Genomic DNA, 17,414 nt, shown 5'->3' with positions numbered 1-17,414 from the left:
GACGCCCACGAGCGCGCGCTGGGCGCCCCGGAGGGGCGCGAACGTGTGAAGGTGGTCCCCCGCGACGAAATGCTGGACGCCTCCGGCGCGTAGCCCTCTCGGGGTGTGAGGCCCGCTCCTCGGGGACGTGGGCGACTCGACAGGCTATTCGGGGTTGCGGCGGGCTTGCTGCGTTTCGCGGTGGACGGCCCAGGCGTCGGCGACGGGGCCGACGTGGCCGAGTTTGTCGGGGTTGACTACCGAGCGGATCGTCTGGATCTGTCCGTCGAGCATTTCGAGGACTAGGGTGCTGATGATCTTGCCGTCGCGGTCGCGGAGGACCGCGCCGGGCTGGCCGTTGACCTGGTGGGGCTCCATGACGCCGCCGATCCGGACGAACGGGGGGATGATCGCGGCGAGCACCCGGGCGACGTTGTCGGCGCCGGTGACGGCCCTGGCGAGCTGTGGGGCCTTGCCGCCGCCGTCGCCGACCATGTGGACGTCGGCGGCGAGGAGTGCCCGCAGGGCGTCGACGTCCCCTTCACGGAAGGCGTGGAAGAACCGGTCGGCGAGTTCCTGGCGTTCGGCGCGGTCGGCCTCGAATCGGGGCCGGCCGGCGTCCATGTGGCGGCGCGCCCGCACGGCGAGTTGACGGCATGCCGCCTCCGAGCGGTTCACGGCCGACGCGATTTCGGGGAAGCCGAAGGCGAACACTTCCCGTAGCACGAAGACCGCGCGCTCCAGCGGGGAGAGCCGCTCGAGCAACAGCAGCGCCGCCATCGACACCGAGTCGGCCAACTCCGCTGAGCGTTCCGGGTCCTGGTAGGGGTCGGTCAGCAGCGGCTCCGGGAACCACGGCCCGACGTAGGCTTCCCGCCGGACGCGGGCGGAGCGCAGCACGTCGATGGAGATCCGGGTGACCACTGCGGACAGGAACGCCTTGGTCGACGCCGGCCTTGTCGCTGTGGACTCCCAGCGCAGCCAGGTGTCCTGGACTGCGTCCTCGGCCTCGCTCACGCTGCCCAGGAGCCGGTAGGCGATGGAGAACAGCAGCGGGCGCAGTTCCTGGAACTCTTCGGTCCGGGTCGGCTTCTGCGTCATGCCAGTTCCTCCTTGAAGCCTTGCCGCCATGAGGGGTAGCGCAGCTGCCAGCCCAGCTCCTGCTTCGCTTTGGCGTTGGAGAAACCGCGGCCCTCGACCATCATCGTGACAGCCACCTGCCCGACAAGCAGCCGGGCCAGCCACGCGGGGGCCCGCATCGGCGGCTTCGCTCCCGCGCACGCTGCCAAGTGGGGCAGCCACTCACTTGCCGGGGCCGGCTCGTCGTCCACGACGTTGAACACTCCCTGCGCCTTCTGCTCGAGAGCCAGGATGGTGGCGCTGGCCGCATCGTCCAGGTGCACCCATGAACAGTAGCCGGTGCCGCCGCCGACGACGGGGAATCGGCGTCTGCGCACGGGTGCGACCAGGTCGTCGGTGGCGCCCGGCCCGTAGAACCAGCCGTATCGCAGGACGGCGCCGCCAGCCGTGTTGACCGAGTCCTCGACGTGGCGGATCGCCGCCATGCTCGGGCGCGCTGCGGTCCCTGTCATCGGGTCGAGGGGTTGTTCCTCGGCCTTGATCCGTCCGCCGTCGCGGACTCCGTTCCATCCGGCGTAGCTCTGCGCGACGAAGTTGGTCACGCCGGTCGCTTCAGCGGCGGCCAGCAGGTGGTCCGTCCCTTCGGTGCGTAGCCGGTTGGTGGTGGCGAACCATCGGTCCATGTGTTTCATGTCAGGCTTGCCGGCATGCGCGACGGAGATCGCGGTCATCTGGTGGACGATCGCGTCGGGTTGGGCCTTGGCCACCGCCTCCCCGACCGACATCGGGTCCAGCCCGTCCATCACGACTCCCTCGGCGTCCATGCGTTCCAGCAGGCCGAGCTTGGCCGCGTTCGTCGTCGTCGCGGTCACCCGATGGCCCCTGGCCACGAGCTGTGGCACCAGTCGCTGCCCCAGAACACCGGTCCCGCCTGCCACGAACACCCGCACGACCATCACCTTCCCGCGTCGAAAGCCGGTTTCCATCCGAGACGAGAGACCGGGGTGGTTTTGTGACATGGAGGAAGGCTCATGCTGGTCCCTCATTTCTCCGGCGGCTCCCGGGCCGAGGCAGCGTGGACGTCCGCCCACAACAAGATCAAGGCAGGACCTGCGGAGTCCTGCTGGTGTTGACCGGGAACGCTCACGGGATCGGACCCGGTTGCCGTTAGCCTCGCGCTATGGGTGACGCCGAGGTCCGGGTCGTGGTCCGTAAGTTCGACGGGAGTCTGCACCGGCACTATTCCATGATCTGGCTTGGCGAGGACGAGTTCGGGGTCTGGTTGGGTGCGCCGATCGGGACGGTCTGCAGCAGGGTCGCAGAGGGCGAGGTCCTGGTCACTGAAGAACAGTGGGTCATGCTCATCCCCGCCGGTGCCTGGTGGACGGCGCTGTTTCTGGCAGCCCCGGCCCGCCTCGACGTGTACTGCGACGTCACCACTCCGGCCGAGTGGCCGCACACGGGGGAAGTGACCACGGTCGATCTGGATCTGGATGTCTGCCGGATACGGGGAGACGGATCCGTCTTCGTGGACGATCAGGATGAGTTCGCCTTCCATCAGAAGCGTCACGCCTATCCGCCGGACTACGTCGCGCGCGCCGAGACCACCGCTGAGTGGTTGTTGGCGGCGATACGCAACGGTACGGAGCCCTTCGGCAGCCGCTACCGGACGTGGCTTGAGCTTGTTGTGTGACGCGGGCCGACCCGCCATCAGACAACTAGACGTTTGTTGATTGTCCAGTCGGTCGGTGCCCAATCCAGCAGCCAGCCCGGGACTGTGGCCGCCACCGCCTCCAGCGCGGCGCGGACCGCTTCCCCAGCCAGCTCCAGCCGTTGAAGCGTGCGGACCGCCGCCAGGACGTGAGTGGAGTCGGTGCGCTGGCGCCCGCCGGGACTGATCCAGCCGGTCGCGGTCAGCCGGTCCAGAGCGGCTTCGAACACCAGCCGTTCTGCCGCGTCGGACCTGGCAAGACGGGCACGGAACTCCGGCAGCACCCTCTCTGACAGTCTCGACTGAGACGCCTGGTATGTCGGGTTAGTCTGGATGGGCGAGACAGGAGTAGACCCGGCATGGCCAGCACCAACGACCCCGAGCAGGACCCGGCGCCCCGCCCGAAGCGGCGGACGTTCCCGGCGGAGTACAAGCTGCGGATCGTCGCCGAGTACGACGCTGCCCCGAACGGGGAGAAGGGCGCGATCCTGCGGCGCGAGCGGCTGTACCACTCGCACATCATCGAGTGGCGGGCTGCCCGGGATGCCGGTGCGATGGCCACCCTGGTCGACAAGCGCACCTCGCCCGCGCGTCCGAAGAAGGCTGCTGAGCAGGCCGAGCTGGAGCGGCTCCGCAAGAAGGTTGCCCGCCTGGAGGCGGAGGCGGCACGCAAGGACGCCGCGCTGGAGCTCATGGGAAAAGCCAACGCGCTCTTGGAACTGCTCTCCGAGAGCGCGGACTGAAGCACGCTGTCGACCAGGTCCTCGACGACCTCTTCCCCGCCCTGGAGCGGGAGTTGACCACCACGGCCGCATGCCGGCTGACCGGCCGCTCCCGCGCCACCCACTACCGCCGGCTGAACCCGCCCGCACCCAAGCCACGAACCCCGCGGTCCGCGCCGGCCTCGGCCCTGAGCGCGGCCGAGCGTAACCAGGTCTTGGCACTGATGAACCGGCCCGAGTATGTCGACCTGCCGCCCGCGTAGATCTGGGCCCGCGAGCTGGACGAGGGCCGCTACTGGTGCTCCGAGCGCACGATGTACCGGATCCTGGCAACTGTCGGGCAAGCAGGTGAGCGCCGCCGCCAGGCCGCCCACCCGGCCAAGGCCGTGCCACAGCTCCTCGCAACCGCCCCGTGCCAGGTCCTGACCTGGGACATCACCAAACTGCGCGGCCCGGACAAGGGCACCTGGTACCACCTGTACGTGATCATCGACATCTACAGCCGCTACATCTGCGGCTTCACCGTCGAGCGCGCCGAATCGGCCGACCGCGCTGAGGAGTTGATCCGCGAGACCATCGAGCGCAACGGCATCGTCCCCGAGACCGTGCACGCTGACCGCGGCACCTCGATGACCAGCAAGAAGGTCTCCCAGTTGCTGATCGACCTCGGCGTCACCAGAAGCCACTCCCGCCCCAAGGTCAGCAACGACAACCCCTACAGCGAGGCGAATTTCAAGACCATCAAGTACTGCGGCGAGTACCCGAACTCCTTCAACTCCCTTGCTGAGGCCAGGGACTGGTGCGCGGGCTTCATCTCGTACTACAACCACGAGCACCGCCATTCCGGGATTGGCCTGCACACCCCGGCCTCGGTCCACTTCGGCACCGCTGACCTGGTCCGCGAACAGCGCGCCGCCACACTCGCCGAAGCACACGCCCGCCACCCCGAGCGCTTCGCCCGCCGCCCTCGACCACCCCGGATACCCGATCAGGTCTGGATCAACGAACCGAAGACGGAGACTGAACCCGTACAACAGTCCGTATAGCACCCAAACGTCTCATTTGACTTGACAGCTTCCGGCACGGACGCGTCAAAACCCTGGTCGCGCAGCTCCAGCCCGTGAAGTCGGCCCGGAGCGCGGTTCCGGCCTTTCGACCGGCCCGTTTCTCCGGACCGCTTCCCGCACCCGCCGTGCGCCTCTCAACGCAACGGGCGCTCCACAAGTCCCGGTCGTGGCCTACTGGTTGTCCTCATCCCGAGGTCGGCCATGGGGAGGGGATGACTGATCCCCGGTAGCGGTAGCGCGTGGTGCCTACCTTCGCCGGGCTGAACAGTTCCCGTTCCTCGCTGGCCGGCCACCAACCGCCGCCACAGAAGCGGCGGCGCAGGTCCTTCCAGTTCATCCGAGGGTGTTTGCGTCGCAGCCACCAGACCACCCGGCCCCAGACGTAGGAGCTCAGGTAGGAGAAGGTGGCGCTGGACACTCCCGGTCGGAAGTAGGCGCACCAGCCCCGCAGTATCCGGTTGAGCTGGATGAGCAGGGTGTCGAACGGCAGGTCGGTGCCTGTCCTGCGGCACTGCGTCCTGACCTTGTCCATCACGGCAGCCAGGGCCTTGCGGGACGGGTAGGTGTAGACGTAGTACTCGTTGGTGCCTCGTTTGCGGTGGCGCTGGATGCGCCAGCCAAGGAAGTCGAGGCCCTCGTCGATGTGGGTGATCAGGGTCTTCTCCGGCGACAGGCGCAGGCCCATCGTGGCGAGGACCTGGGCGGCCTCTTCCTTGAGCGCCTCCGCGTGGGCACGGGTGCCCGACACGACCAGGCACCAGTCGTCGGCGTAGCGGATCAGCCGGTAGTTCGGCAGTCCGCGACGGCGGCGCTTTCGCCGGTCGTTGAAGGTGGTCGCTGGTCCTCCCGGTCCCTGGGCGATGTGCTCGTCCAGGACCGAGAGGGCCACGTTGCTGAGCAACGGGGAGAGAATTGATCCTTGCGGGGTGCCGGTGTTGTTCTCCCGAAGTACGCGGTCCTCACCGAGGATCCCGGACTTCAAGAACGCCTTCACCAGGGCCAGGACGCGTTTGTCGCCGACGCGAGCGCGCACCCGGTCCAACAGGGCCGTGTGCGAGATCTCGTCGAAGCAGGCCTTGATGTCGCCCTCCACGATCCACTCGTAGGAGTGGGAGGTGAGGTGGCGGACCTCGGCCACCGCGTCGTGAGCCCGATGGTTCGGCCGGAACCCGTAGGAGCACGGGAGGAAATCCGCCTCGAAGATCGGCTCCAGCACCAGCTTCAGGGACGCCTGCACCACCCGGTCGGTCACGGTCGCGATCCCCAGACGGCGCAGCTTGCCGCCCGCCTTGGGGATCATCCGCTCCCGGACCGGGAGCGGGCAGAAGCTGCGGTCCTTGATCGAGGTCCGCAGCCCGTCGAGGAACACCTCGACGCCCCGCACGGTCTCCACGTAGTAGGCGGTCTCGCCGTCCACTCCGGCCGTGCGGGCTCCCTTGTTGCCCCGCACCCGAGCCCACGCGACCAGCAGGAACGCGGGGTCGGCAACGAGGTTGAACAGGTCATCGAACCTGCGATGAGGATCCTCGCGGGCCCAACGGTGCAGCTTCGTCTGGATCTCCAGTACCTGGCGTTCCGCCCCGATCAGGGCGTACTCCAGCTCGTCGGTGTTCACCGGCGACAACCTCCCGGTCTTCCAGTCCTTCCGCTGCCGACTTGCTGTCCTCCTTCGCCATGTACGCGCCTTTCGCGCGCTCGGACTACTACGAGGACTCCGCCACGACCCGGTGCCGTCAGCCGACGACGGACCTGCCCTCCGCCCAACTGGCCGTTGGACGGGAAGGGCGACACCAGACCGCTTCCCACGTTCACCACCACCCGGTTGTCGAGTGAGCCGCCCAGCTGTACCCCGGCAGCATCGCCATGCCTACGCCGCAGACCTTCAACATGGCCTCCCCACCGGCACGCTTATCCGGCTTCGGAGACGTCCCCGCCTACTTATCGGGGAACGAGCACTGCACCCGGCCCAGATCTGCCAGATTCGAGCCGGTGGAAGTGTTACGGGGCTTCAGACGCTGGTTCCTCTCGTACGGCTTCTCGTCTCGCTTGCCGGACCCGCACCGTCTGGCAGTGCCGATGCGTCCCGTCGTTGTCGGGGCTGCTTACCGCCCTCCCGCGCGTCTCCGCGATCAGGCTGCCCCCAGCTTCACCGGCCTGCTGCGACAGACCAGCGGCAAGGGCCTCTCACCCTTGCCCGGAGTAATGGCGCCTCGTGGCGCACCAGCAAGTACTTCCAGTCCAGCCGCCCACGGACCGCGTCGGCGGCCTGGATGTCGGTGAGGCCCTCGACGACATGACGAACACCTCGCATGCCCCCACGGCCAGACCATCCCCACCATGGCAGCCCCGACGAGATCACTTCAGGCAGTAAGCAAATTCGCCAGCGGAGTCCGAGCAAACCGCGTTGAAGGTCCTCTACCTCGTCATCCGCGACCGCCAGCCCGGAAGGCAGAACATCACCGGCAGCACCCGCGACTGGAAGCAAGCCATCAACAGCCTACTTCTACGGCGACCGCGTCTTCGGACGCTGACCACCCCCGTACCAGCCCAAACACACGAAAAGATCCACAGACCCTCCGCCACGGTGCTCCCCGCCCCTCACCGAAGGGACGGGGAGCACCGCGCTGCGTCGAACCGGCGATGCCTCACTTGCCTACCGTGCCTCAAAGCCTTGCTGCTCGAACATCTGGGGATCGACGCGCTGATCAGCCTCCCGAAGACGCCGGACAATGAACCGTTGTTTGATTGTCCAGATCTGTTAGGTTGAGGCCATGGCAGACGACGTGCGCGAGCGGCTGCGCTCCCGGCTTGAAGCGGTCGCGCAGCGCCCCGGCCTGGAGGACCCGCAAGCGCCTTGGGGTCCGGCCCGCGAGCTGGAGCAGGACGTGGCGTTGCTCCGCGCGGTCCTGCTGGCCGCCGCAGCGTCGGACGGCGGTCAGGCTTCGGCTGTCAGCGCGGACGAACTCGGGGCCGCTCTCTCCCTGTTCGAGCACATGCGCAACCAGGTGGACCGACTCGAGACCCAGGTGGTCATCGAGGCGCGCCGACGGGGGATGGAGTGGAAGCAGATCGCTCCGTACCAGGGCCTGGGGTCCTCCCAAGCGGCCACTCAGCGCTACCAGCGGCTGATGACACGTCTGGAAGAGATCCGGCAGGGCGTCAGGTAGTGGACAGCGGCGACAAGAAGACTCCGATGACCCAGAGCGACAACAGCCCTCTGCTCGACTCCGTCGACGCGCTGCTCGCGGCCGTGAACACCGGCACCGTGCTGCCGCCACCGGCGGAGCGGGCGCGGCTGCGTGAGGCCGCCGGGCTCACCGAGGCCGCGGTCGCGCAGGCCCTTGGCGTACGGGTCCCCAGCATCCAGGCATGGGAGGCGGGCCGGGCCGAGCCGAAGGGCGAGCGCTGGGAGGCCTACCGGCGACTCCTCGAGGGCCTCGCGCAGCGCTTCCCCGCCCCGACCGCGACAGCAGCCCCGCCCGCGCAGCCGTCCTCCGGGCAGAGCCCGGGTGGCACCGAGGCCGGGAACCCGCCTGCGCCTGTCTCCCGCCCGCAGCCGCGTATCACCCCCGCTCCCGCCGGTGCCGCTGACTCCCGCTTCGTCCACGGCCCGCTGCTGGTACTGGACGGTGACGGCAGCGCCTACGGCGTCGACGGCCTGGTCCTTGACTGCCCCGCGAAGACCCTTCCTGCGCTGGTGGAGTGGACGCTGACCGAGGCGCGGATCGGCTCGCTCCGGCTCCACCCGTCGGGCAAGGACGGCGACCCGCTGGTCGTGCTGACCGCGAGCGCGGTCGAGCGGTTCAAGCTGCCCGACCGCCTCGCGGACCGGGCCGGCCTGCGCCTGCCCGACGACCACCCGGTCCTGAAGCAGCTGGCCAAAGCGGACTGGCAGCTGACCCGGCGGGGTTTCGGGCCGTGGCCGCGCATCTACCGCCCCGCCGCAGGCGGGCAGCGGCACTGTGTCCAGCTCGCCATCCTGCCCTGGGACGCCCTGGATGTCCGCGCCTGGGGCGAGGAAGCCGCCATCCTGCCGGCGCCGCAGCTCGCCCAGATGCTCGGCTGCTACGCGCAGCGCGTGATCACCCCGGTCGGCGGCGCCGCTGTCTGCGGCACCGAGCTGATGACCGCGCTGCGCCCGCCCACCCACGCCCTCCGCGGCGACGACGGCAGCTGGCGGTCGGCCGCGCTGCCCGGATCACTCCCCGTCGCGGTCGATCCGGCGCCGCCGGAGCCCCCGTCCGACCACCCGCTCGCCATCGGCCGCGAGGAGGGCCCGTCCGGAGCCTTGGACGAGGAAGCACTGGTGTGGGTGCGCGACCCGGAACTGCTGACCGATGCCGAGTGCGCATTGCCGTTCGCGGTCGGCGTCGACGTCAACACCGCCTTCCTGGCTGCCGCGTCCCGCCTGCGCGTCGGCCTGGGCGAGCCCGTGCATGTGCCGCGGCCTGTGTTCGATCCGAAGCTGTGCGGCAGCTGGCTGGTCGACCTGTCCGCCCTGGTCCTGGACCCGCGTCTGCCGAGCCCGTTCAGCTCGACCGGCCAGACCCCCAAGGGGCCCGCCTGGTATGCCACCCCGACCGTTGCCTACGCGGTCGAACTCGCCACCCTGCTCGGCCAGCCACTGGTCCTGCGCCCGGCCGAGGCCTGGCTGTACCCGGACGAAGCCCAGCTGCGCGCCCTGGAATCCTCCTACGGGCTCACGATGCCGCCCGCCCCCTGGAAGCGGCAGGACCCGGATCAGCTCGAACGCCTCGGACTGGCCGCCGTGCTCGACCCGGACGAGCAACGCCGCAACCGCGTACTCCGCTTCCTGGGCACGGTGCCCCGCTTCGCAGCAGGCCCCTACCTGGACCCCTGGTACACCCGGCTGCGCGACGCTTACCTGGCCACCATGGCCGACCTCGGCGTCACCGCCGACCTCACCCCGGCCCAGTTCCTGGCCGCCATGGAGGACCACAAGCAGGGCGACCCGGCCACTGTCGCCGTCCTTGCCGCGATCAAAGCGACTGTCAAGGGCGGCGTTGGGAAACTCCGCGAACGCCCCCAGGGCCGGGGCTACACCCCCGGCCAGCCCTGGGCCGCCCTGCAGCGCCCCATCTGGCGCCCTGGCATCCGGGCCCAGCTGATCGCGAAGAACAACACCAACCTGCACCGCAAGATCATGGCGATGGCCCTCAAAGCCGACCGCTACCCCCTCGCCGTCAACGCGGACTGCGCCGCCTACGCCGCCTCCGGGCCCTCCGCGCTGGACGCCCTGCCCTACACAGGCGAGGGCAAGCCGCTGCCGGGCGGCTTCCGGCTCGGCGTCTCCCCGGGCATGGTCAAACACGAAGGCACTCAAACCCTCCTGTGGGCCGCCGAACTCATGGACCAGGGCATGAACCCTGCCCGCCACATCAAGGGCACCGGCGACGTCCTCGACGGCGGAGAGTAGGAGCAGCACGCGTGGGGACCATCAACGACGCGCTCCAGCGCGCACTCGAGGCCCAGTTCACCCAGAAGCCGCCCGTCTCCACCAAGAAGCGGGTGGAGTTCCTCATGGGCAAGCTCAAGAAGACCAAGGCCGTGGCCGAGCTCCTCGGTGTCTCCCAACGGTCGGTGGAGCGCTACCTCAAAGGCGAACGCCTCAACCCCCCCAAGGACATCGCCGAACGCCTCGAGCGCGAGGTCCGCGCCCGCTTCCAGCCCCTGGTGCGCAAACGCGCCGCCCGACGTGCCGCCTCCACCACCGGCATCACCATCGAGACCCGAGCCGCGTTCGGCTACACCGCCCCCATCGGCACCACCGACGAAGCACGGGTACGCCGCATCACCCAGCACCTGCCCCCTGCCTACGCCGCCCGGCTCTTCGACGCCCACCAGACCGGAGCAGGCGAGGACCAGCTCACCGCGATCATCGCCGAAGGCCTGCAGGAGCTCTACTTCAAGGACGACGGCCGCCGCGCCCAGCAGCTGCAGGTCCGGCTGACCGACATCGACTACCTTGACGCCGATCTGTAGCCGGTGGCTTTGCTGTCCCGCGTGTTCATACGCCGGCGGTGGCGAGGAGCGCGTGGTCTTGTTCGACGGCTTGGTAGAGGGCCTTGATGTTGCCGCTGCCGAAGGTGGTGGCACCTTGGCGTTCGATCAGTTCCAGGAAGAACGTCCGCCGTGGGTGGGTCGAGCGGGTGAAGACCTGGAACAGTTGGCCGGCGTGGTCGCTGTCGGCGAGCAGGCCGAGTTCCCGTAGTTGTTCTGTGTCGTATGTGCCGAGTGTCAACCGCTGTGGCAGCTGGGCGTAGTAGGAGTCGGGGCTGCTGAGGAATGTGACGCCGGCGGCGCGTAGCGTCCTTGTCGTGTTGACGACGTTCTCGCAGGAGAACGCGATGTGCTGGACGCCAGCGCCGCCGTGGTCGCGCAGGTAGGTGTCGATCTGGCCGGGCGCGTGGCTGGGGTCGGGTTCGATCAGGGTGAGTGTGACGTCGCCGCCCGGGTTCTGCACGACCTGGGAGAGCATGGCCTGTCCTCCGACGACGATCTGCTCTTCGAAGATCCGGCGGAAGCCGAGGGCGCGCACGTAGAAGTCCACCGTGCTCGTCATACTGCCTGCGGGCAGGCAGACGGCGAAGTGGTCGATGGCCCGCAGCCCCGCGCCGGAAGCTGTGGTGGCCGGCCGGTCGTGATGGGACAGGGGATGGATGCCGGGCGGGAGATGGTCCTGCGTGGTGCTGCCCGCCGGCCAGGAGAGGAGGGCGTGTCGGACGTCGCCGAAGGCTTGGATCTGGGCGGTGACGCACCCTGTGCGGGGGTCCTGCGTTGGCCATTCGAGCGGCTTCGCACCGCCGGCCACCGCGTTGTCGAAGACCGTACGGGCGTCGTGGCAGCGCACGGCGATCACCATGACGGCGTCACCGTGCGCGCGTTGGGAGGCGTGGGCCGGGTGGTGGGGCGTCAGCGCCTGGGTGAGGACGAGGGTGATGCCGTTCTGCAGGAGGGCCACCGAGAGCCGGTCCGGTGTGTGGGCGGGGGTGCGGCCCGCTATCCGGAAGCCGTACCGGTGGACCAAGTCGAGGGCCGCCGCTTCGGCGTCCGCGACGGCGAACTCGACGTGGTGCAGGGAGGTGTGCGCGATCGTGTTCACAGGGGTGCCGGAATCCGCTCTCATTGGTGGTCGGGTCCGTGCGGGCGAGGTCAGATGGCCGGGCGCCAGAAATACGTGCGGCGGTGGGTGATCAGGCCCTCGCGGACGACGTAGGTGTCGGCGAAAGGCTCGTCCAGCGGCTCACCGGTACGGCTGGTGCCCTGGAAACGGCCCCAGCACGCGGCGGCGCCGAGCCCACCGGTGATGTGGTCCACGTGATGACGCCCGGCGGCGATGATCCGCTCGTGCTCATAGAAGTAGAGGATCCGGTCCAGTCCCAGCAGCGGCGGGTAACCCGGGCGCTCGTAGACGGCGTCCTTGGCGAAGATCTGAGCCAGGTCCTCCCAGGCGCGGCCGTCGACGGCCCGGAAGAGGTCGCGGACGAGGATGTCAGCGGTGCGGTGGCGCAGGGCAGCGGCACCGGATGTGGAGGTGGGGACGAGAATGGTCATGGTGTTCTCGCTTTCTCTGTCTCGGCGGCGAAGGCACGGGCGAGTCGGTCGACGGCCACCTCCTGCTGGGTGTGGTCGAGGGCCGCGTAGGAGATGCGCATGAGCGCGCTGCCGTCCTGGTCGATGCAGAACGGGGTGCCGGGGACGAAGGCGACGCCTTCGGCCAGGGCGCGGGGGTAGAGACGGTCTGCGGTGAGCCGAGGGTCGGCCAGCGTGCACCACAGGAACAGGCCGCCGCGCGGCTCCTGGAAACTGAGCCAGGGCAGTCGTTCACGCAGCAGCCGGGTGAGCCAGGTGGCCTTGCCCCGGTACAGGGCCTGCAGCCGGGACACGTGGCCGGGCAGGAATCCGGGGTCCTGCAGCAACTCGGCCAGGACGTACTGGCTGAGGGTGTTGGTCTGCAGGTCGCTGCCCTGCTTGAGGCCGGCCAGGTCCCTCACCAGTTGCTCCGGGGCCACCAGACCGGCGACCCGCAGACCCGGGCAGAGCGTCTTGGACAGGCTCATCAACCGGATGACCCGGTCGGTGTGCACGTCGGTGGAGGGCAGCCGGCTGCCGTCGAACGCCAGGTCCGCGTAGGGATCGTCCTCGATGATCAGGAAGCCGTAGCGGTCGGCGAGGCGGGCCAGGTGTGCCCGGCGCTCTGCGCTGAGCACCGCGCCGGTCGGGTTGTGGAAGTGCGGCACGACGTAGACGAGCTTGCAACGGGCGCCGGCCGCGAGGCGCTGCTCCAGCACGTCGGTGCGCATCCCGTCGCTGTCGCCGGGGACGGCCAGCAGTCGGGCGCCGGCTCGTCGGAAGACCTGGACGGCGCCGAGGTAGCTGGGGTCGTCCAGCGCGACCAGGTCCCCCTCCTCCAGCAGGGCCTGGGCCGTGAGGTCCAGGCCCTGCTGGCTGCCGCTGGTCACCAGCACCTGGGAGGTCCCGACTGCGGCGCCCGTCGCGGTGGCCATCGTGGCCAGGACCGCTCGCATGCGCTCGACTCCCTCCGTCGGCGCGTACTGCAGCGCCTGGGTGGGGTAGCCGGACATGACCGTGTCGAGCGCCCGCCCGAGCGGCGCGACGGGGAAGCTCTCCGGGGCGGGGATCCCGCCGGCCAGCGAGAGGACCCCGGGGGTCGCGGCCGCCGCGAGGATGTCGCGGATGGCGTCGGAACGGCCGAGCCGGGTACGGGCGGCCAGGAGCGGCGCCCACTGGTCCGTCGCGCTGGCCTGCAGATCAACGAGCTGTGCCATGCCGAGCCTCCTGTTTCTCGCGTTCGCGTGGGTCGTGCTGAGGTCCTAGCGTCCTTGCCATTGGGGGACACGTTTCTGCGCGAACGCGAGCGGCCCCTCCACCGCGTCCTGACTGTTCATCCGCCGTTCCTCCCACACGTAGCGGGTAGCGAAGGCCTCCTGGACCGGTGTCGTGACCGCATGCAGCGCCGCTTCCTTCGCGGCTCGGACGGCCAGTGGCGCGCAGGCCAGGACGTCCTCGACCCAGCCGTCGACGCATGCGTCCAGCTGTTCGAGCGGCACGACCTCGTTGACCAGGCCCAGTTCGTACCCGCGCTGCGCGCTCATCGGCCGGCCGGTGAGCAGGTGGCCCAGCGCCACTTTCATTGGCGCCTGCTGGCTGAGCCGGAAGACCCCGCCGGCGCCGGCGATCAGCCCCCGCTTGGCCTCGGGCAGGGCGAAGGTCGCGTGCTCGGCCGCCACGACGATGTCGCAGGCCAGGGCGAGCTCGAAACCGCCGCCCAACGCGTAGCCGTTGACCCGGGCGATGAGCGGTTTGCTGAGGGAGAACCGTTCGGTCAGCCGGGGCCAGCCCGGCAGGCCGCGGCTGCCGAAGGTGGTCGACCTCGCGCCGTCGCGCAGCCTCCCGGCCAGCTCGCGCAGGTCCTGGCCCACCGAGAAGGAGCGGTCGCCCGCGCCGGTCAGGACGCCCACCCACAGGTCGTCGTCCTGCTCGAAGTCGTCCCAGATCTCGGCGAGCTGCTCGTGCATCCGCAGGTTCATCGCATTGAGCACGCCGGGCCGGTCGAGGGTGATCCAGGCCGTGCGGCCCTTCTTCTCATAGCGCACCGGCGGTGCGTCAACATCCGGGTCCATGGCCTCACTCCGGCCAGCGGGCCTGGGCGACGCTGCTGTTCCCCAGTCCGTAGAGGGTGACGGCGGCCTGCACCGCCGCCAGAGCGGCGATGGTCCACAGCGGGCTGGTGAACTGCAGCAGCAGACCGGCGGCCATGGTCCCGAGCGGCGGGCCGACGCTCAGCACAGTCATGACCGCGACGATGGTCCGGCCGCGCCGGTCCTCGGAGACCTGACGCAGGATCATGATGTCGATCAGCACCCTCAGGGCGGGCACAGTGAGGGTGGCCAGGAGCAGGCACCCGAATACCCACCACGGCCCGAGCGGGACCGTCAGCAGGGCCACGGCGCCGGCCACTACGCCGGAGACCGTCAGCAGCAGGCGACCCGGCGTCATCCGGCCGTGGAGTCTGCCGACCAGCAGTGAACCGAGCAGCATGCCGACCGCGGATCCGGTCAGGGCCACACCGATCAGACCTGCGGCGACGTGCTGGGAGCGCAGGGTGACCACGACGGTCAGCGTGACGGCCGTGATCACCAGGTAGAAGGTGCCGATGAGCGCGATGGCTCCGCGCAGCATGGGGTTGCGCCACAGTGCGAGCACGCCCGCGAACATCCCCTCGGACTCGCCGTCGGCCGGGGCGACCGCGCCGTGCCCGGCCTCCGGCTGACGGGGCGGGATACGCACGAAGAGCGTGCAGATGAGCGAGAGCGTGAAGGTCGTCGCGCAGGCCACGAACGGCAGCAGTCGGGCGACGCCGTAGAGCGAACCGCCCACTGCCGGGCCGACCAGTCCGGCCGCGCCCTCGCGGACCTCGTCCTGGGTGAGCGCTTGGGTCAGCTGGGACGGCGGGACCACGGCGCGGACCAGGAGCATCCGCACCGGGCCGCCGAAGGCGGTGCCGGCGCCCAGGACGACGGCGACGGCCATCAGGTGACCCATGGTCAGATGGCCGAGCACGATGGCCAGGGCGACCGACCCGGTCGCCAGCGCGCGGACGGCTTCGGCGCCGATCAGCATCGATCGGTGGTTCCAGCGGTCGACCAGGCGTCCTATCGGTAGGCCGAGCAGGACGCTCACCGCCGCCTGCACGAAGCCGAAGAGTCCGGCGAGCGCCGGTGAGCCGGTGAGGGTCAGCACGAGCAGGGGGTAGGCCACGTCCACGGCCTCCACCCCGAGGGTGGTGCTGGTCGCGCCTATCCACAGAAGTTGGAAGCGCCAGTTGCGGCGCAGCGGGGGAGGGGGCTGCTGTGCTACGGCGGCGCTCGGGGCCGATGCGGTCATCATGACGGGTCTCTTTCACGCAGGGGGTCGAGTGGGGACGGGCGCGCAACTGTGCCGGGGTCACACGTGAGCGGCGGTGTACCCGATCTTCATCAGCCCGCTCTTGATCTTGATGGAGCGGACCGATACGTCGCGCAGGGCGGACAGGTCGGGCACATGGGTTCCGCCGCACGGCTCGCCGCCCAGCCCCTCGATCGACACCGTCCGCACGCCGTCGCGGATCTCGGCGGTGACCGGCAGCGCCGCCTTCACCGCCTGGACGAAGTGGTCGTTCACCTGTGCGGTGAGCGCCTCGCGGTCCACCTCCCGGTCCGTGACGCGGTAGTCGACCCGCGCCTGGCCGGGGAAATGGCTGTTGCCGGCGTGCTGGAAGCCCAGCGTGCCCACCAGCGCGTGCAGCAGGTGGCCGGCGGTGTGCAGGGCCGCATGCAGCTTGCGCTGCTCCATGTCGATGGCGGCGACCACCTTCCCCTCGGTCGGCAGATCCCGCTGCGCGATGCCGGCCGGCCAGGTCGGGGTACCCGCGGGTTCGACCAGTTGGAGGACGACCAGGCCGTCGGCGTGGCGGCGGGACCGGACCGGCAGCCCGTCGACGGTGCCCACGTCGCTCGGCTGCCCGCCCCCCTGCGGATGGAAGATGTTGTCGGCCAGGGCCACCCAGGGGAGGCCGTCGTCCCCGCGGCCCGTCACGAGCGGTGTCGTGAGGACCTCGCCCAGGTAGGTGTCCGACAGGTAGAGCTGGTGCTGCTGCACGGCTGCGCCTTCTTTCGTGTGCCCGACGGCGGTCGGTCGCGGGGTGTCAGGACCAGACGATCAGGGGTCCGCGGGCGGTGACCCCGACGAAGAACGACAAGGTGACCCGGCGGCCTCCGCCCTGGGCGGGTCTGACCAGGTGGTAGTTGCGGGGGTCGAAGAACACCGCGTCGCCGAGGGAGGCCCGGACCGACACAGAGGGCTCTTCCGCGACCAGCGCCGGGTCGTAGCCGTAGCCGTCGCGGTGCTCTTCGTCGCGCGGGGACCAGCGTCGGCGGTAGGCCACCGCTTCGCCGCCGTCGACCGCGGTGGACAGATGGCAGTTGAAGGCCAGCTGGGCGACCGGCTGCTGGTCCAGGATGCCGTTGAACTCCCGGATCACCTCGTCGAAGTGCATGCGGGCGCCCTGATTGATCTCGCGGATCATCCCGACGAACATCTCCCGTCCACCAGAGCTCGCCGGCAGCACCGCCTCGCCCCAGGCCTCGCGGATGAGGTCGAGCGCGGCATCGAGCGGGTCACTGCCGTGCAGCAGCCGGGAGCGGGAACGCGCGGACTGCTCGGCGTGCTCCCAGTAGTCCTCGCGCAGCCCGCCGTCGCCGTAGAAGTCGTAGGCGGCAGGTCCGAGCTTGGCGATCCGGGGCTGGACCAGTTGCTCGTCGTAGCTGCCCATCTCGCAGGTCTGCAGCGACTGCATCACCTCGATGCATTGGTCGACGCTGAAGAAGTCTTTGACGAGAACCGAGCCGACCGATCCCGCCGCCAGGCGGGTCAGGTGATCGGCGGTCAGCCGGTCGGCGGTCTCGCTCGCGAACAGCACCGGGACGCTGGGCGCGCTGACAGTGGTGGGCATCCTCGCACTCCCCTCAGCTCGTCGCGGCGATCAGGCTCAGCGGGCGCAGATCGGTCCAGCTCTGCTCGATGTAGGACAGGCATTCCTGGCGCGCCGAGTGGGCGAGGACCACGGTCCATCCGCCTGGCACCTCGGCGAACGACGGCCACAGCGAGTGCTGCCCCTCGTCGTTGACCAGGACCTGGTACTGCGCAGAGTCGTCTTCGAAGGGGTTCGTCACGTTCGTCCTCCGGTTCACGTCGTGTATGGGGTCCTGCGTGAGCTCAAGAGCAGCCACCGCAGCGCCCACAAGCTAGCCCACCGTGACAACTGGTGTCTAT

Annotated in this window: 18 protein-coding genes; 6 read left to right on the top strand and 12 right to left on the bottom strand. The window is 69.7% G+C overall.

Translation table 11 applies throughout. The annotated features are described in order from the left end of the window. Positions 1–144: 144 nt before the first annotated feature. Both ABIA32_RS31920 and ABIA32_RS31915 read right to left on the bottom strand, forming a co-directional pair. The gene (locus tag ABIA32_RS31920; RefSeq protein ID WP_370103078.1) at positions 145–1,080 is read right to left on the bottom strand and encodes an RNA polymerase sigma-70 factor; all 936 of its coding nucleotides are present in this window, start codon (positions 1,078–1,080) and stop codon (positions 145–147) included. Next, positions 1,077–2,015, bottom strand: coding sequence for an NAD-dependent epimerase/dehydratase family protein (locus ABIA32_RS31915; RefSeq protein ID WP_370103080.1), 939 nt, complete (start codon positions 2,013–2,015; stop codon positions 1,077–1,079). The genes ABIA32_RS31920 and ABIA32_RS31915 overlap by 4 nt, the downstream gene beginning before the upstream one ends. Before the next feature lie 224 nt (positions 2,016–2,239). Between ABIA32_RS31915 and ABIA32_RS31910 the strand changes: the two genes are divergently transcribed. Further along, entirely contained in the window at positions 2,240–2,752 is a 513-nt protein-coding gene (locus ABIA32_RS31910; RefSeq protein WP_370103076.1) for a DUF402 domain-containing protein, read from the top strand. A gap of 17 nt (positions 2,753–2,769) precedes the next feature. Here the strand turns inward: ABIA32_RS31910 and ABIA32_RS31905 are convergent, their stop codons facing one another. Beyond that, positions 2,770–3,054, bottom strand: a complete 285-nt coding sequence (locus ABIA32_RS31905; RefSeq protein ID WP_370103074.1) for a hypothetical protein — start codon at positions 3,052–3,054, stop codon at positions 2,770–2,772. 75 nt (positions 3,055–3,129) lie between these two features. On the opposite strand from ABIA32_RS31905, the gene ABIA32_RS31900 reads away from it, so the two are divergent. Both ABIA32_RS31900 and ABIA32_RS31895 read left to right on the top strand, forming a co-directional pair. Continuing rightward, a complete protein-coding gene (locus ABIA32_RS31900) occupies positions 3,130–3,513 on the top strand; it encodes a transposase (RefSeq protein WP_370103072.1) in 384 nt (127 codons plus the stop codon). Between the two features lie 293 nt (positions 3,514–3,806). Next, the gene (locus ABIA32_RS31895; RefSeq protein WP_370103070.1) at positions 3,807–4,538 is read left to right on the top strand and encodes a transposase; all 732 of its coding nucleotides are present in this window, start codon (positions 3,807–3,809) and stop codon (positions 4,536–4,538) included. Positions 4,539–4,743: 205 nt separating this feature from the next. Here the strand turns inward: ABIA32_RS31895 and ltrA are convergent, their stop codons facing one another. Continuing rightward, positions 4,744–6,174 (bottom strand): group II intron reverse transcriptase/maturase, encoded by a 1,431-nt coding sequence (gene ltrA, locus ABIA32_RS31890; RefSeq protein WP_370103068.1) that lies wholly within the window; start codon positions 6,172–6,174, stop codon positions 4,744–4,746. A gap of 1,156 nt (positions 6,175–7,330) precedes the next feature. Here ltrA and ABIA32_RS31885 point away from each other — a divergent pair. Genes ABIA32_RS31885 through ABIA32_RS31875 form a run of 3 tightly spaced genes read left to right on the top strand, consistent with a single transcriptional unit; the run spans position 7,331 to position 10,562 of the window. Further along, entirely contained in the window at positions 7,331–7,726 is a 396-nt protein-coding gene (locus ABIA32_RS31885; RefSeq protein ID WP_370103066.1) for a hypothetical protein, read from the top strand. A 26-nt stretch (positions 7,727–7,752) separates the two neighbouring features. After that, positions 7,753–9,996 (top strand): helix-turn-helix domain-containing protein, encoded by a 2,244-nt coding sequence (locus ABIA32_RS31880; protein WP_370103064.1) that lies wholly within the window; start codon positions 7,753–7,755, stop codon positions 9,994–9,996. 11 nt (positions 9,997–10,007) lie between these two features. After that, positions 10,008–10,562, top strand: a complete 555-nt coding sequence (locus ABIA32_RS31875) for a helix-turn-helix domain-containing protein (RefSeq protein WP_370103062.1) — start codon at positions 10,008–10,010, stop codon at positions 10,560–10,562. A gap of 25 nt (positions 10,563–10,587) precedes the next feature. Here ABIA32_RS31875 and hppD read toward each other — a convergent pair whose 3' ends face one another. The 8 genes from hppD to ABIA32_RS31835 are packed head-to-tail and all read right to left on the bottom strand — an operon-like array spanning position 10,588 to position 17,314. Then, positions 10,588–11,682, bottom strand: coding sequence for a 4-hydroxyphenylpyruvate dioxygenase (gene hppD, locus ABIA32_RS31870; RefSeq protein ID WP_370103060.1), 1,095 nt, complete (start codon positions 11,680–11,682; stop codon positions 10,588–10,590). A gap of 50 nt (positions 11,683–11,732) precedes the next feature. Then, on the bottom strand, positions 11,733–12,134 hold the full coding sequence (locus tag ABIA32_RS31865) for a nuclear transport factor 2 family protein (RefSeq protein WP_370103058.1): 402 nt from the start codon (positions 12,132–12,134) through the stop codon (positions 11,733–11,735). After that, a complete protein-coding gene (locus ABIA32_RS31860) occupies positions 12,131–13,369 on the bottom strand; it encodes a PLP-dependent aminotransferase family protein (RefSeq protein ID WP_370103056.1) in 1,239 nt (412 codons plus the stop codon). Before ABIA32_RS31860 ends, ABIA32_RS31865 begins: the two co-directional genes overlap by 4 nt. A gap of 45 nt (positions 13,370–13,414) precedes the next feature. Beyond that, positions 13,415–14,224, bottom strand: coding sequence for an enoyl-CoA-hydratase DpgD (dpgD, locus tag ABIA32_RS31855; RefSeq protein WP_370103054.1), 810 nt, complete (start codon positions 14,222–14,224; stop codon positions 13,415–13,417). A 4-nt stretch (positions 14,225–14,228) separates the two neighbouring features. Beyond that, a complete protein-coding gene (locus ABIA32_RS31850; RefSeq protein ID WP_370103052.1) occupies positions 14,229–15,491 on the bottom strand; it encodes an MFS transporter in 1,263 nt (420 codons plus the stop codon). 57 nt (positions 15,492–15,548) lie between these two features. Further along, positions 15,549–16,241 (bottom strand): alanyl-tRNA synthetase, encoded by a 693-nt coding sequence (locus tag ABIA32_RS31845; RefSeq protein ID WP_370103050.1) that lies wholly within the window; start codon positions 16,239–16,241, stop codon positions 15,549–15,551. 46 nt (positions 16,242–16,287) lie between these two features. Then, positions 16,288–17,094, bottom strand: coding sequence for a proline hydroxylase (locus tag ABIA32_RS31840; RefSeq protein WP_370103048.1), 807 nt, complete (start codon positions 17,092–17,094; stop codon positions 16,288–16,290). A gap of 13 nt (positions 17,095–17,107) precedes the next feature. Continuing rightward, positions 17,108–17,314: an MbtH family protein gene (locus tag ABIA32_RS31835; RefSeq protein WP_370103046.1), complete on the bottom strand. Its 207-nt coding sequence runs from the start codon at positions 17,312–17,314 to the stop codon at positions 17,108–17,110. Positions 17,315–17,414: the final 100 nt, after the last annotated feature.

It is taken from the genome of Streptacidiphilus sp. MAP12-20 (assembly GCF_041262525.1).
GTDB lineage: Bacteria > Actinomycetota > Actinomycetes > Streptomycetales > Streptomycetaceae > Streptacidiphilus.
This window is presented reverse-complemented; position numbering and strand designations above follow the sequence as displayed.